This window comes from Streptomyces avicenniae (assembly GCF_000719135.1).
Classification (GTDB): Bacteria; Actinomycetota; Actinomycetes; order Streptomycetales; family Streptomycetaceae; genus Streptomyces; species Streptomyces avicenniae.
This window is the reverse complement of record NZ_JOEK01000002.1, coordinates 489,423-502,462: the sequence shown is the minus strand read 5'-3', so window position 1 is coordinate 502,462 and position 13,040 is coordinate 489,423. Positions and strand designations below refer to the sequence as shown.

At 75.1% G+C, this 13,040-nt stretch carries 13 protein-coding genes; 8 read left to right on the top strand and 5 right to left on the bottom strand.

Going from position 1 to position 13,040, the window contains the following annotated elements:
* Positions 1 to 21 precede the first annotated feature (21 nt).
* From IF27_RS06375 to IF27_RS06360, 4 genes are all read left to right on the top strand, one after another.
* The gene (locus IF27_RS06375; RefSeq protein WP_110945624.1) at positions 22 to 1,542 is read left to right on the top strand and encodes an MFS transporter; all 1,521 of its coding nucleotides are present in this window, start codon (positions 22 to 24) and stop codon (positions 1,540 to 1,542) included.
* A 139-nt stretch (positions 1,543 to 1,681) separates the two neighbouring features.
* On the top strand, positions 1,682 to 3,484 hold the full coding sequence (locus IF27_RS06370; RefSeq protein WP_110945623.1) for a DEAD/DEAH box helicase: 1,803 nt from the start codon (positions 1,682 to 1,684) through the stop codon (positions 3,482 to 3,484).
* 237 nt (positions 3,485 to 3,721) lie between these two features.
* Positions 3,722 to 4,366: an IclR family transcriptional regulator gene (locus IF27_RS06365; protein WP_052848350.1), complete on the top strand. Its 645-nt coding sequence runs from the start codon at positions 3,722 to 3,724 to the stop codon at positions 4,364 to 4,366.
* A gap of 10 nt (positions 4,367 to 4,376) precedes the next feature.
* Positions 4,377 to 5,213 (top strand): S16 family serine protease, encoded by an 837-nt coding sequence (locus tag IF27_RS06360; protein WP_110945591.1) that lies wholly within the window; start codon positions 4,377 to 4,379, stop codon positions 5,211 to 5,213.
* Between the two features lie 33 nt (positions 5,214 to 5,246).
* Here IF27_RS06360 and IF27_RS06355 read toward each other — a convergent pair whose 3' ends face one another.
* Together IF27_RS06355 and IF27_RS06350 are read right to left on the bottom strand one after the other, a co-directional pair.
* Positions 5,247 to 5,564: a hypothetical protein gene (locus tag IF27_RS06355; protein WP_052848349.1), complete on the bottom strand. Its 318-nt coding sequence runs from the start codon at positions 5,562 to 5,564 to the stop codon at positions 5,247 to 5,249.
* 216 nt (positions 5,565 to 5,780) lie between these two features.
* On the bottom strand, positions 5,781 to 6,224 hold the full coding sequence (locus IF27_RS06350) for an SsgA family sporulation/cell division regulator (protein WP_052848348.1): 444 nt from the start codon (positions 6,222 to 6,224) through the stop codon (positions 5,781 to 5,783).
* 188 nt (positions 6,225 to 6,412) lie between these two features.
* On the opposite strand from IF27_RS06350, the gene IF27_RS06345 reads away from it, so the two are divergent.
* From IF27_RS06345 to IF27_RS06335, 3 genes are all read left to right on the top strand, one after another.
* A complete protein-coding gene (locus IF27_RS06345; protein ID WP_052848347.1) occupies positions 6,413 to 7,507 on the top strand; it encodes a DUF4037 domain-containing protein in 1,095 nt (364 codons plus the stop codon).
* Between the two features lie 170 nt (positions 7,508 to 7,677).
* On the top strand, positions 7,678 to 9,222 hold the full coding sequence (locus IF27_RS06340) for an RDD family protein (protein ID WP_052848346.1): 1,545 nt from the start codon (positions 7,678 to 7,680) through the stop codon (positions 9,220 to 9,222).
* Positions 9,223 to 9,300: 78 nt separating this feature from the next.
* Complete coding sequence (locus IF27_RS06335; RefSeq protein ID WP_052848345.1) at positions 9,301 to 9,921, top strand: RDD family protein; 621 nt, start codon at positions 9,301 to 9,303, stop codon at positions 9,919 to 9,921.
* Here the strand turns inward: IF27_RS06335 and IF27_RS06330 are convergent.
* The gene (locus IF27_RS06330) at positions 9,908 to 10,144 is read right to left on the bottom strand and encodes a hypothetical protein (RefSeq protein WP_052848344.1); all 237 of its coding nucleotides are present in this window, start codon (positions 10,142 to 10,144) and stop codon (positions 9,908 to 9,910) included. The genes IF27_RS06335 and IF27_RS06330 overlap by 14 nt on opposite strands.
* A 380-nt stretch (positions 10,145 to 10,524) precedes the next feature.
* Between IF27_RS06330 and IF27_RS32005 the strand changes: the two genes are divergently transcribed.
* Positions 10,525 to 11,004, top strand: coding sequence for a hypothetical protein (locus tag IF27_RS32005; protein ID WP_420821980.1), 480 nt, complete (start codon positions 10,525 to 10,527; stop codon positions 11,002 to 11,004).
* Here the strand turns inward: IF27_RS32005 and IF27_RS06320 are convergent.
* Complete coding sequence (locus tag IF27_RS06320) at positions 10,994 to 11,584, bottom strand: isochorismatase family protein (protein WP_052848343.1); 591 nt, start codon at positions 11,582 to 11,584, stop codon at positions 10,994 to 10,996. The two genes, IF27_RS32005 and IF27_RS06320, sit on opposite strands and share 11 nt — an antisense overlap.
* A gap of 68 nt (positions 11,585 to 11,652) precedes the next feature.
* Complete coding sequence (locus IF27_RS06315) at positions 11,653 to 12,999, bottom strand: nicotinate phosphoribosyltransferase (protein WP_052848461.1); 1,347 nt, start codon at positions 12,997 to 12,999, stop codon at positions 11,653 to 11,655.
* Positions 13,000 to 13,040 lie beyond the last annotated feature (41 nt).

The following is a 13,040-nucleotide window of genomic DNA, read 5'->3' as shown; positions in this document are numbered from 1 at the left end:
TCCGCTCCTTACCGTGTGACCATGCAGGACACCCAGACCGGCGACGACGCCGGTGAGCAGGCGCGCCACGCCGCCCGTACGGTCCCCGACGGCCCCGGCGCGGACGTGCCGCCCGCCTCCCCCGCGGAGGCCGCCGACGCCGGGGACGGGGTGCTGAGCGCGCGGTACCGGGCGCTCACGCTGGGCTGCGTCAGCGTCATCCTGCTGATCGCCTTCGAGGCGATGGCCGTCGGCACGGCCATGCCCGCCGCGGCCGACGCGCTGGACGGCCTGTCGCTGTACGCCTTCGCGTTCTCCGCCTTCTTCACGACGAGCCTGCTGGGCATGTCCTTCTCCGGGCAGTGGTGCGACCGGCGCGGGCCGGTCGGCCCGGTGCTCGCGGGCATCGCCGCGTTCTCCGCCGGGCTGCTGCTGTCCGGCGCGGCGCAGACGATGTGGGCGTTCGTGCTGGGGCGGGCGGCGCAGGGGATAGGCGGCGGCCTCGTCATCGTCGCGCTGTACGTGGCGGTGGGCAGGGCGTACCCCGAGCGGCTGCGGGCGTCGGCGCTGGCGGCGTTCTCGGCGGCGTGGGTGGTGCCCTCGCTGGTCGGCCCGGTCATCGCCGGGACGGTGACGGAACAGTTCAGCTGGCGCTGGGTGTTCCTCGGGATCACGGCCCTGGTCGTGCTGCCGCTCGCCGTGCTCGTGCCCGCGCTGCGGCGGCAGGCGGCGGGGCCGCCCGAGGGCGGCGGCGCGGACCGGTTCGACGGGCGCCGGCTGCGGCTCGCGCTGCTCGTGGCGCTCGGCGCGGGGCTGCTCCAGTACGGCGGGCAGCGGCTCGACCTCCTGGCGCTGATCCCCGTGCTGGCCGGGCTCGGGCTGATGGTTCCCGCCGCGACCAGGCTGCTGCCGTCCGGCACGTTCCTCTTCCGCCGGGGGCTGCCCTCCGTGATCGTCACCAGGGGCCTGATCTCCGCCGCCTACCTGGCGACGGAGACCTTCCTGCCGCTCATGCTGGTGACGCAGCGCGGACTGTCGTACACCGAGGCCGGGTTGACGCTCGCCGCGTCAGGCGGGCTGTGGGCGATCGGCTCCTGGACGCAGTCGCGGCCCTGGGCCGAGGGGCACCGCGCGCGGCTGGTGCGGATCGGCACGCTGCTGCTGACGCTGGGCGTCGTGACGACGCCGCTGGTGCTGCTGGACGCCGTGCCGGTGTGGCTGCCCGTGGTGACACTCGGGTTCGCCGGGTTCGGCATGGGCCTGGTGGTGACGACGCTCGGCGTCCTGGTGCTGCGGCTGTCGGCCCCGGGGGAGGCGGGCGGGAACGTCGCCTCGCTCCAGGTCTGCGACAGCCTGGGGAACGTCGTGATGCTCACCCTGGTCGGCAGCGCGTTCGCCGCGCTCGGCGGCGACACCCCGGCCGCCTCGCACGGCGGGGCGCTGGAGGGCGCGGTGGGCGCGGGGGCGTTCGTCGCCGTCTACGCGCTGACGGCGGTCGCGGCGCTGACGAGCGTCGCCGTGGCGCGGCGCCTGGAGCCGCGCGAGCGGGGCGCGGGGGCGTGAACGCGGGGGCCGCGCGGGTCCGTTGACGGGCGGTGGTGTGGCGTTCTCCACACCGTCGCCCGCCCGCCGGGGAGCGCGTCCCGGCTCGGTTAGGCTGTCGCGGTCCCCAGCCGCCGCCGACCCCCGCACCGTGGAGACCGTGACCAGCACAGCATCGTCCCCCACCTCGTCGTCCCACCACCTCTCGCCCGCCTTCCCCGGCCGCGCCCCCTGGGGCACGGCGGGAAAGCTGCGCGCCTGGCAGGAGGCGGCCATGGGGGAGTACCTGCGGCTCCAGCCGCGGGACTTCCTCGCCGTCGCCACACCCGGCGCGGGCAAGACGACGTTCGCGCTCACCCTCGCGTCCTGGCTGCTGCACCACCACGTCGTGCAGCAGGTGACCGTCGTCGCGCCCACCGAGCACCTGAAGAGCCAGTGGGCCGAGGCGGCGGCGCGGATAGGGATCAGGCTCGACCCCGGCTACAGCGCCGGGCCGGTGGGCCGCGAGTACCACGGCGTGGCGGTGACGTACGCGGGCGTCGGCGTGCGGCCGATGCTGCACCGCAACCGCAGCGAGCAGCGCAAGTCCCTGGTGATCCTGGACGAGATCCACCACGCGGGCGACTCGCGGTCCTGGGGCGAGGCGTGCCTGGAGGCGTTCGAGCCCGCGACGCGGCGGCTCGCCCTCACCGGCACCCCGTTCCGCTCGGACACCAACCCGATCCCGTTCGTCGCCTACGCCGAGGGCAACGACGGCATCCGCCGTTCCGTCGCCGACTACACGTACGGGTACGGCAGCGCGCTCGGCGACGGCGTCGTGCGGCCCGTCATCTTCCTGTCGTACAGCGGCAGCATGCGCTGGCGCACCAAGGCGGGCGACGAGATCGCCGCGCGGCTCGGCGAGCCGATGACGAAGGACGCGACGTCCCAGGCGTGGCGCACGGCGCTCGACCCCAAGGGCGACTGGATGCCCGCCGTCCTCGGCGCCGCCGACCGGCGGCTGAGCGAGGTGCGCCGCTCGATCCACGACGCGGGCGGTCTCGTCATCGCCGCCGACCAGGAGTCCGCGCGCGCGTACGCCAAGCTGCTGCGCGGGATCACGGGGAGCGCGCCGACCGTCGTCCTGTCCGACGACGCGGGCGCCTCGGGGCGCATCGAGGAGTTCCGCGCGTCGGACGAGCGGTGGATGGTCGCCGTCCGCATGGTGTCCGAGGGCGTGGACGTGCCGCGCCTCGCGGTCGGCGTGTACGCGACGACGATCTCGACGCCGCTGTTCTTCGCCCAGGCGGTGGGCCGCTTCGTCCGCTCACGGCGCCGGGGCGAGACGGCCTCGGTGTTCCTGCCGACCATCCCCACGCTCCTCGGTTTCGCGCACGAGCTGGAGGTCGAGCGCGACCACGTCCTCGACAAGCCGAAGAGGACCACGGAGGAGGACCCGTACGCCGAGGAGGACGCCCTCCTGCGCGACGCCGAGCGCGAGAAGGACGAGCCGGACGGCGAGCAGGACCAACTGCCCTTCGAGGCACTGGAGTCGGACGCGGTCTTCGACCGTGTCATGTACGACGGCGCCGAGTTCGGCATGCAGGCGCACCCGGGCAGCGAGGAGGAGCAGGACTACCTCGGCATCCCTGGCCTGCTCGAACCCGACCAGGTCCAGATGCTCCTCCAGCGGCGGCAGGCCCGGCAGATCGCCCACAGCCGCCGCAAGCCGGACGCGGAGGCCGACCTCGTCGAGCTGCCCGCCGAGCGGCGGCCCGTCGTCACGCACAAGGAGCTGATGGAGCTGCGGCGCGAGCTGAACTCGCTCGTCGGCGCCTACGCCCACCAGTCCGGCAAGCCGCACGGCGCGATCCACACCGAGCTGCGCAGGACGTGCGGCGGCCCGCCGAGCGCCGAGGCGACGGCGGGGCAGCTGCGGCAGCGCGTCGCCAAGGTCAGGGAGTGGGCCACCCGGATGCGCTGAGCCGCCGGACGGCACGGCGCGGCGCCGCCGCCCGTGCGGTTCCCGGCGCGCGCTCGCATGGTGGACGCCCCCTTCCGGCAATCGGAACACGGCGATAGTTTCCGAACGCCCGTCCGCCCGGTGGCAGAGTGGCCCCGGACGGCGTCGGCCTCCGCACTGTTCGACGTCCGTCATGTCAGGAACCCGTGCTCGCCGCCCACGGGACCGGCAGCGCGCACCTCACCGAAGGGGGCCCCGTTGACCGCGGAGACCTCTCAGACACTCGACCGGGGACTGCGTGTCCTGAAGCTCCTGGCCGACACCGACCAAGGGCTCACCGTCACCGAGCTGGCCCGCCGCCTCGGGGTGAACCGCACCGTCGTCTACCGGCTGCTGACCACGCTCGAACAGCACGCGCTGGTCCGGCGGGACGCCACCGGGCGCGCCCGTGTCGGCGTCGGCGTGCTCGGCCTCGGCCGCCAGGTGCACCCGCTGGTGCGCGAGGCGGCGCTGCCCGCCCTGCGCTCGCTCGCCGAGGACGTCGGCGCCACGGCCCACCTGACCGTCCCCGACGGGCAGGACGCGCTGACCGTGGCCGTCGTCGAGCCCAGCAGGGCGGGCTACCACGTCGCCTACCGCACGGGGTTCCGCGAGCCGCTGGACCGGGGCGCGGCGGGGCAGGCGATCCTCACCGGGCGCTGCAAGGACATCGACGACGAGGACGGCTTCGTCCTCACCCGCGCGCTGTCCGCCGCGGGCGCCGCCGCCGCGGCGGCGCCGCTGCCGTCCGACTGCGGGATCGAGGGGAGCGTCGGCGTCGTGATGCTGCGCGAGACGGTGCCGCCCGGCGTCGGGCCGCGGGTGGTGCGGGCCGCGCGGGAGGTGGCCGCCGTCCTGCGTTAGATTCGCTGCCATGCCCGCCGCCCCGCCCGCCACGCCCACGCCCACCACGCCACCGGCCCGGCCCGCAGGCGCACGCCGTCCGCTGCTGCTCGCCGTGTGCGCCGCCCTGTTCGCGGCGCTGCTGGCCGTCGCCGCGCTGGCGCCGCTGCCGTTCTCGGTCACCCATCCGGGGGAGACCACCGACGTGCTCGGCGAACGGGACGGCGAGCCGGTGATCACGATCAGCGGCGCGCCGGTGCGCGAGACGGAGGGCGAACTGCGCCTGACGACCATCCAGGCCACCGCACCCGACGCCACCGTGCGCCTCCCCGACGTGCTGCGCGGCTACTTCGCGGGGGACCAGGCCGTGCTGCCGCGCGACTCCGTCTACCCGCAGGGCGACTCGACGGACGAGATCCGTGAGCACAACGCCGACGAGATGCGCGCCTCGCAGAACGCCGCCGTGACCGCCGCCCTCGCCTTCCTCGACCGCGACGCCGACGACGTCACCGTCGAGCTGAACCTCGCGGACGTCGGCGGCCCGAGCGCCGGGCTGCTCTTCTCCCTCGGCATCGTGGAGATGCTGGACGGCGACGGCGACGGCGGCGACCTCACCGGCGGCGCCACGATCGCGGGGACCGGCACGATCGACGCCGAGGGCGCGGTGGGGCCGGTCGGCGGCGTCGCGCTCAAGACGCAGGCGGCCCGCCGCGACGGCGCGACCGTCTTCCTCGTCCCGGCCGACGAGTGCGGCGACGCGACGGCCGACGCCCCTGGCGGGCTGCGGCTCATCCCGGTGACCTCGCTGAGCGGCGCCGTGGAGAGCCTGCGCGCGCTGGCCGCGGGTGACCACGTGCCGTCCTGCTGAGTCTGCCGTCCGACGGCCCGGCCGCCGCGGGGATCAGCGGTGGCGGGAACGCCGGTCCACGACCACCCAACCGTCACCGAGGTCGCGTCGCAGCGCCACGAGCGCGGCGTCCGCCCGCTGTTCGAACAGCTCCCGTCGCTCCTCGGGCCACGGGGACGCGCCGCCGGGATCGTCCACGTCCAGGGACGACTGGTAGCACTCGCACAACCGGGCGAGCTCGGTCCTGGTCGCCCGGCCGATCGGCAACCGCCGCAGATCGCACGGGTAGCCGTACGGGCTGTCCACGTCGTCGGGCCACAACGGGGTGTCCTGGACGCCGTGGCTGAAGAAGAACCGGAGGGTGCGGGGCACGCGTCGCACCGTGTCATGCCGCCCGCGGGCGCTGCGCCACACCCCCGGCCCCCGCACGGAAACCGCCCCCGCGAGTGCAGGTCGCGGGGGCGGCTCTTGGGGGGTGGTTCCTTGATGATGCCCCGGCCCGACGGCTTCACGCCCCGCCACGGCCGGGAGAATGCGGGCGCGGCGGCGTCCCCGTCCCCCGGGGTGGCGCGGGGTGGCCCGCGCGGCTCACGGGCGGCCGTCCCCCCCGTCGTCCGCCGGGCGGGCGGTGAGCAGGGCGAACAGGCACTCCTCGGCGTCGATCTGGTCGGTCTCCTCACCCGGCGGCACGACGCGCAGCGTCCGCTCCAGCCAGGCGGAGACGACCGGCGCCGGGGCCTTCAGCAGCGCGTCCCCGTCCGGTGAGCGCAGCGCGAAGAAGATGACGCGCCTGCTGTCGGGGCCGCTCGGCCACACCCGCACGTCGCCCTCCCCGCACGGCCTGAACACCCCCTCGACCAGCAGGTCGCGCGCGAACGTCCAGTGCACCGGCACGTCCGAGCCGATGTGGAAGGTGACATGCACGGCGAACGGGTCGTTCGACCGGTACACGAGCCGCGCCGGCACGGGGACACTGCGCTCCGCCGAGAGCACCAGCTCGATGTCGAGCTCGCGCTCGATGATGGTGTGCATGAGATGCGCCCTCTCTCTCCTGTGCTGTCCTCGCGGCCCGCCCGGCGGCCCGCACGCAAGAGATAGAGGGGCCGTGCGGCGATTCATTACGCGGTTTCCCGGAATTGATTCCGGCATCCGCCCGACGCCGCCCGATCGGCCCCGTAAACCACTGGACCCTCCCGCCCCGCGCGCAGAGAGTGGAACGTATGTCTCCCACGCACGCGCGCTTCCTCCCCGGTCTGCGTCTGTCCCGGTACCTGTACGAGGAGGCGGTGCGGCCCCTCCTGGCGGAGGCGCTGCCTGGGCTGCGGTACGCCGCCGCCCGCGTCGGTTCCGGTTCCGAGGTGCTCGGCCTCGACTCGGCCCGCTCGGCCGACCACGAGTGGGGCCCGCGTCTGACGCTGTTCCTCTCCGCGCCCGACGCCGCCGCGCACGGCGCGGACCTCGTGCGGCTGTTCGCCGAGCGGCTGCCGAAGGAGGTCCACGGCTGGCCCACGCACTTCGAGGGGGGAGACGACCCGCTCGACCCCGTCGGCCGGATGGCCCGCACGGACGGGCCGGTCGCGCACCGCGTCGGGGTGACCGACCTGGACTCCTGGCTCGCGGCGACGCTCGGGCTGCGCCACCGGGAGCCCGTCACCGAGGACTGGCTCGCGATGCCCCAGCAGCGGCTCGCCGAGGCCACCGGGGGCGAGGTGTTCCGTGACGACAGCGGGGAACTGACCGCCGCAAGAGGGGCGTTGAGCTGGTACCCCGACCAGGTGTGGCGTCATCTGCTGGCCTGCCAGTGGCAACGCATAGCCCAGGAGGAGGCGTTCCCCGGGCGCTGCGCCGAGGCGGGCGACGACCTCGGCGCCGCCGTCGTCACGGGCCGTCTCGTCCGCGACCTGATGCGGCTGTGCCTGCTGCTGGCCCGCCGTTACGCGCCCTACAGCAAGTGGCTCGGCAGCGCGTTCGCCCGCCTGCCCGTCGCGGCGGAGCTGACCCCGCACCTGCGCGGCGCCCTCGCCGCCACCGGAGCGCCCCTGCGCGAACGCCACTTGTGCACGGCGTACGAGCGAGTCGCCGCCGTCCAGAACGAGTCGGGGCTCGCGCCGCCCCTCGACCCGTCGCGGCGGCCCTTCCACGGACGCCCGTATCTCGTCATCGGCGCCCAGCGGTTCGCCGAGGCGCTGCGCGCGACCGTCACCGACCCCGCGTTGCGGCGCCTGCCACTCACGGGCGCCGCCGACCAGTGGGCCGACAACACCGACCTCCTCGGCCTGCACACCCCGCTCCGGGCGGCGATACGCTCGATGTGAGCGTCGTCGTACGGCTGTTGCGTACGGAGGGGCGCCCGCGACCGCCGCGCGTTCGTTAGGGTCCTGTCCTGACCCGCGGGCGAACCGGCGGGCCGCCCGGCGACTACGATGCTGCTCCAGCAGCGCGACAGACTGTACGGACGTAACGGACGAGGAGATTCGGACCGCGTATGAGCTCCCCACCCGCAGGCGACGGCCCGGGGCCCAACTGGTATCCGGACCCGTCCATTCCCGGCTACATCCGGTACTGGAACGGCACCTCGTGGGTGCCGGGCAGCAGCCGGCCTGAGCCGCGGGAGGGCGAGCCCGTGCCCACCCCGCCCAGCGGATCGGCGAACCCGGCGCCCGGCCCGGCCCAGGACCCGCCCAAACACGAGACGCAGCCCTTCTTCTTCGACGAGGACAGCCTCCCCGCCGCCGCGGGCGGCGACGCGGGCGAGCGGCTGATCCCCGACCAGGCGTCCGGCAGTTCCCTGCCCGAGCTGCGCAGGCGCGGCGACGTCGCGCCCGCCGCGGGCGGCGCCGCGTGGGCGGGCGGCGGCGACCAGCGCGCCCCGTGGGGTTCCGACGAGGACGTCAGCGCCTCACCGTCCGCCGCCGTGGCGCAGGGCTCCGACCCGCGCTCCCCGTTCGGCCGGACCCCGGCCGACGGCGCGGCCGTGCCGGGCCAAGGGCACCAGGAGCCGCGCGCGGACGCCCCCGAGGTGACGGACCCGCAGACGGCGGCCCTGCGCAGGACGGAGAGCGGCGGCTCCTGGGAGCGGCAGGTCCACGACCTCGCCCGCCAGGCCCCCGGCACCCCGGCGCAAGGCGGCCCCGTGCCGCCCGCGCAGGCGAGCCCGCCGCAGGGCGTGCCGGGGCTCGGCCTGCCGGGAGCGGCCGTCCCGCCGCAGAACGCGGGCCCGCAGCCGGGCCACGTCAGCCCGCCGCAGGGCATCCCGGCCCAGACGGGACCCCCGCCGGGTTACGGCTATCCGCAGCCTGGCGCGCAGCAACCGGGCACGCCGCCCGGGGGTTACGGCTTCCCGCACCCCCAGCAGGCGGGCCCCGGGGGCTACGGCTACCCGCCGCCGGTGCAGCCGGGCGGCCAGGGCGGCTACGGCTACCCGCCGCAGGCCGCGAACCCGTCGCAGTCGCCGTTCCTCCAGTCGCACGAGGGCGCGCCGCTCACCATGACGGGCCGCCTGGTCGATCCAGGACGCCCGTACCCGGCGAAGCTGGGGCGGCGCCTCCTGGCGCGGATCGTGGACACGCTGCTGCCCACCGCCGTCGCCGCCGCCGTCGCCTGGCCGCTGCTCGGCAGCGCGCGTGACCACATCCAGGACCAGATCGACGCGGCGGAACGCGCCGGTGTCACCCGGCAGATCTGGCTGGTGGACGGCACGACGGGCGGCTACATCGCGCTCGTCCTCGGCGTGTTCCTGGTGGTCGGGCTGCTGTTCGAGGCACTGCCCACCGCCATCTGGGGGACGACGCCGGGCAAGGGCATGGTCGGCGCGCGCGTGCTCGACCTCCAGAACCAGGAGAAGCCCTCGTTCGGCGCGGCACTCCTGCGCTGGCTGGTGTTCAATGCGTCGGCCCTGTTCGTCGTCGGCGTCGTCAGCCTGGTGATGGGCGCGCGCGACAAGCCGTGGCGCCAGGCGTGGCACGACAAGGCGGCCAAGACGTTCGTCGCGGGGAAGCGGAACGGCGAGCCGGAGCCCGCGCGGAACTGACCCCGCCCGGCCCAGTGCCGTGACCCGATCGCCCGGCGCCGGATGCGCCGGGCGCCGGGCCGGGTTGCACTGGGCCTCATGACCACCGATCAGCCGCGACCCGGCGACGAGGGCGACCCCGACCGCGACGGCGACCGCGCGCCGGGCGAGCCCGCCGGTCCCGACCCGGGCATCCCCAAGGCCCCGCCGCCCGGCGACCCGTACGGCGCCAACCCGTACGGCAACGGCGAGGGGGCCGTCGATCCCCTGGCCGGGATGCCCCCGCTGCCGTCCCGCTTCCGGCGGTTGATCGCGCGGGTCATCGACGCGATCGTCGTGGGCGTCCCGGTGTCGCTGCTCCTGTGGCCGCTGCGCGGCGACTACGACTGGAACGAGAACGCGAGCACCGGCGGCTCCTGGACGCAGCAAGCGATCGTGCTGCTGGTCTACTTCCTCTACGAGGGGCTGATGCTGAGCGCCCGCGGCCAGACGCTCGGCAAGATGGCGGTGCGTATCCGGGTGGCGATGCTGGACGACGGCGCGGTGCCGCGCGGCAACCCGGCCTGGAACCGGGCGGCCGTCTACTCGCTGCCGCAGCTCGTGCCGTGCATCGGGTTCCTCTTCTGGCTGGTGAACGTGCTGTGGTGCACCTGGGACCAGCCGTACCGCCAGTGTCTGCACGACAAGTCGGCCCGGACGGTGGTCGTCACGGCCGTCTGACCGCCGCGCGCTCGGACACGGACCGCGCGTGTGCCCGGCGGTTGCGCGCGGCGCGTTCCGGCGCCGCCGCGAGCGCCGCGACGGTGCCGAGCGTGAGGGACACCGCGGCGACGGCCGTGAGCGCGAGGGCGGAACCCGAGGGCAGCAGGAGGAGGAGCGCGAGCGCGCTTCCGACGACGGTCACCGAGCCGGAGACGAGTTGCGCGGGAGTCGGGTGCGGCATGTCGGTTCCGTCCTCGTCGTGATCCCGTCGGCGTGCGTGCGTGCGTGCGCGCGCGTGACCGTGAACGGCCGCCGTCCGCACGCCTCTACGGGCCTCGATGCCCCCGCCGGGAGCCGTGCAACCGTGGTGCGGGGCGTGGGGGGAAGCACGGGGGGCGCACGGCTGTTCGATGTGGTGACCGTCCGTCAGAACGCGATCGGCGGGGTGGGCCAGGGCGGGCGGGACAGTGGCCTCCCTACAAGTGCCCGGGGGAGATCTTTAGCAGCGCAGCGTGACGAGATCATGGCCACTGGTGTTCGAATAGGTAAAGCCGCAGGTCAGAGGTCATTTTGCTGACTACCTCTCGACGGACGGCGGGCAAGCGCGTAAAGATGTGTGTCATGTCCGATGGAGGTTTCATCCAGCTGCCGGACGGCAGTGTCGTTGTCGCGCTCGTGCTCCCGCACCCCCGAGAGCAGGGGCACGGGGAGCAGGGACACGCCGTCCGTGTGCTGGTCCACGCCGCGAACCGCCCGCGGGCGCTGACGCGCCTGCGGAACCTCGGCCTGCGCGTGCTGTCGCTGCGCGGCAACGGGGCGCCGCCCACCCCCGACGAGATCTCGGCGGTCCTGTACCACCCGGACGGCGCCGTCTGGCGCCCCGCCTCCTGCGACGCCGCCGCGGGCTGGTGCCCGATGGCCCGGCTCGTCGGCCCGGCGCGCCGCAGGCGCCGCTCCTACCCGCACCGGCACGGCCGGGCGCTCCCCGTCGCCGCCCCGCAGGGCCAGGCGCAGGGCGTGACGGGCCCCGGGCCCGCCGCCGTCCGCTCGTCCCCCGGCGCCACGCGCGGGGGAGGTCCCGGCAGGGGAGTCAGCCGCTGACGACCGGCTCGCCCGTCAGCTCGACCCCGGCGGCCCGCAGCTCGGCCAGGGCCCGGTCCGTCGTCGCGCGGGACACGCCCGCGGTGAGGCTCAGCAGGACGCGGGTGGCGAAGCCCTCGCGGGCGGCGTCCAGGGCCGTGGCCCGCACGCAGTGGTCGGTCGCGATGCCCACGACGTCCACCGCCGTCACGTTGCGCGCGTGCAGCCACCGGGCGAGTCCTGCGCCCGACTCGTCCGTCCCCTCGAAGCCGCTGTAGGCGGCCGAGTAGGCGCCCTTGTCGAAGCAGGCGTCCACGGACCCGGCGGTGACGGCCGGCGCGAAGTTCGGGTGGAAGCCGACGCCCTCGGTGCCCGCGACGCAGTGCCTCGGCCAGGAGTGGACGAAGTCCGGGGTGTCGGAGAAGTGGTCGCCCGGCGCGATGTGGTGGTCGCGGGTGGCGACGACGTGGTCGTACGCGGGCGTGGCCGCGCCGATCAGGTCGGTGATCGCGGCGGCGACGTCCGCGCCGCCCGTGACCGCGAGCGAGCCGCCCTCGCAGAAGTCGTTCTGGACATCGACGACGATCAGGGCGCGGTGCATGTGATGGACACCTCTTCGAGTGGGTTCGCGCGGACCGGCCCCGAGCCTACGGCCCCGGGACGGCGGCGTCAGGCGGAGGGCGTGGTCAGGTAGCGGGTCGGCAGGGCGGGTTCGCCGCGCGAGAGCTGCGTCGCGGACAGCGGCAGCCCCGCGCGGGCCCGTACGTGGCGGTCGCGGGCCGCGTCGAGCCGTTCCCTGGCAACGGCGCGCCCCGCGCGCATCAGCGGCGCCATGAGCAGCCGCCCGGCGTACTCGGCGGGGACCTCGCCCGTGCCGATCACCTCGGCGGTCGCCACGCCCTCCTCGTCGGTGGGCCGCGCGGCCCACTTCCGGCCGCCGACGGACAGCTTGCCGCCCGACGACCTCTTGGCCACCGGCACCAGCGGCGCCCCGGGGTCGTCCCCGGCCCGCGCGACCAGCTTGTAGACCATCGAGCACGTCGGGTGGCCGCTGCCGGTGACGAGCTGCGTCCCCACGCCGTAGGCGTCCACCGGGGCGGCGGCCAGGGACGCGATGGCGTACTCGTCCAGGTCGCTGGTGACGACGATGCGGGTGCCGTGCGCGCCCAGCTCGTCGAGCTGCCGCCGCACCTGGTGGGCGACCATCAGCAGGTCGCCCGAGTCGATCCGCACCGCGCCGAGGTCGGGCCCCGCCACCTCGACGGCGATCCGCACGGCCTCGCGGACGTCGTAGGTGTCCACCAGCAGCGTCGTGCCCTCGCCCAGCGAGGCGACCTGCGCGGTGAACGCCTCGCGCTCCGTGTCGTGCAGCAGGGTGAAGGCGTGCGCGCTGGTGCCGACGGTGGGGATGCCGTGGCGGAAGCCCGCCGCGAGGTCGGAGGTGGTCGAGAAGCCCCCGATGTACGCCGCGCGCGAGGCGGCGACGGCCGCCAGCTCGTGCATCCGGCGGGCGCCCATCTCCACGAGCGACCTGCCGTTCGCCGCCACCGCCATCCGGGAGGCCGCCGCGGCGACCGCCGAGTCGTAGTTGAGGATCGACAGGATCACCGTCTCCAGCAGGACGCACTCGGCGAACGTGCCTTCGACGCGCAGCAGGGGCGAGCCGGGGAAGTACACCTCGCCCTCGGGGTAGCCGTCGATGTCGCCGCCGAAGCGGTAGCCCGCCAGCCACTCGACGGTCGGCGCGTCCACGATCTCCCGCTCGCGCAGGAAGGCCAGGATGGCGGGGTCGAAGCGGAAGTTCTCGACCGCGTCGAGCATGCGCCCCGTGCCCGCCACGACGCCGTAGCGGCGGCCCTCGGGCAGGCGGCGGGTGAAGACCTCGAAGACCGACCGCCGGTGCGCCGTGCCGGAGCGCAGCGCGGCCTGGAGCATGGTCAGTTCGTACTGGTCGGTGAACAGGGCGGTCGATGGCACGGCCACCGGCAGGCCAGCCGCGTCGTGTGTGGCATCCATGACGGCCAGCGTACACCCCATCTCGTCAGATTGACGATATG

Bases quoted from the DNA above. Each gene is read 5' to 3' on its own strand.
- IF27_RS06375 (WP_110945624.1), top strand. From the start codon at position 22: ATGCAGGACACCCAGACCGGCGACGACGCCGGTGAGCAGGCGCGCCAC.
- IF27_RS06360 (WP_110945591.1), top strand. From the start codon at position 4,377: ATGCCCGCCGCCCCGCCCGCCACGCCCACGCCCACCACGCCACCGGCC.
- IF27_RS06350 (WP_052848348.1), bottom strand. From the start codon at position 6,224: ATGCACACCATCATCGAGCGCGAGCTCGACATCGAGCTGGTGCTCTCG.
- IF27_RS06345 (WP_052848347.1), top strand. From the start codon at position 6,413: ATGTCTCCCACGCACGCGCGCTTCCTCCCCGGTCTGCGTCTGTCCCGG.
- IF27_RS06340 (WP_052848346.1), top strand. From the start codon at position 7,678: ATGAGCTCCCCACCCGCAGGCGACGGCCCGGGGCCCAACTGGTATCCG.
- IF27_RS06335 (WP_052848345.1), top strand. From the start codon at position 9,301: ATGACCACCGATCAGCCGCGACCCGGCGACGAGGGCGACCCCGACCGC.
- IF27_RS06330 (WP_052848344.1), bottom strand. From the start codon at position 10,144: ATGCCGCACCCGACTCCCGCGCAACTCGTCTCCGGCTCGGTGACCGTC.
- IF27_RS32005 (WP_420821980.1), top strand. From the start codon at position 10,525: ATGTCCGATGGAGGTTTCATCCAGCTGCCGGACGGCAGTGTCGTTGTC.
- IF27_RS06320 (WP_052848343.1), bottom strand. From the start codon at position 11,584: ATGCACCGCGCCCTGATCGTCGTCGATGTCCAGAACGACTTCTGCGAG.
- IF27_RS06315 (WP_052848461.1), bottom strand. From the start codon at position 12,999: ATGGATGCCACACACGACGCGGCTGGCCTGCCGGTGGCCGTGCCATCG.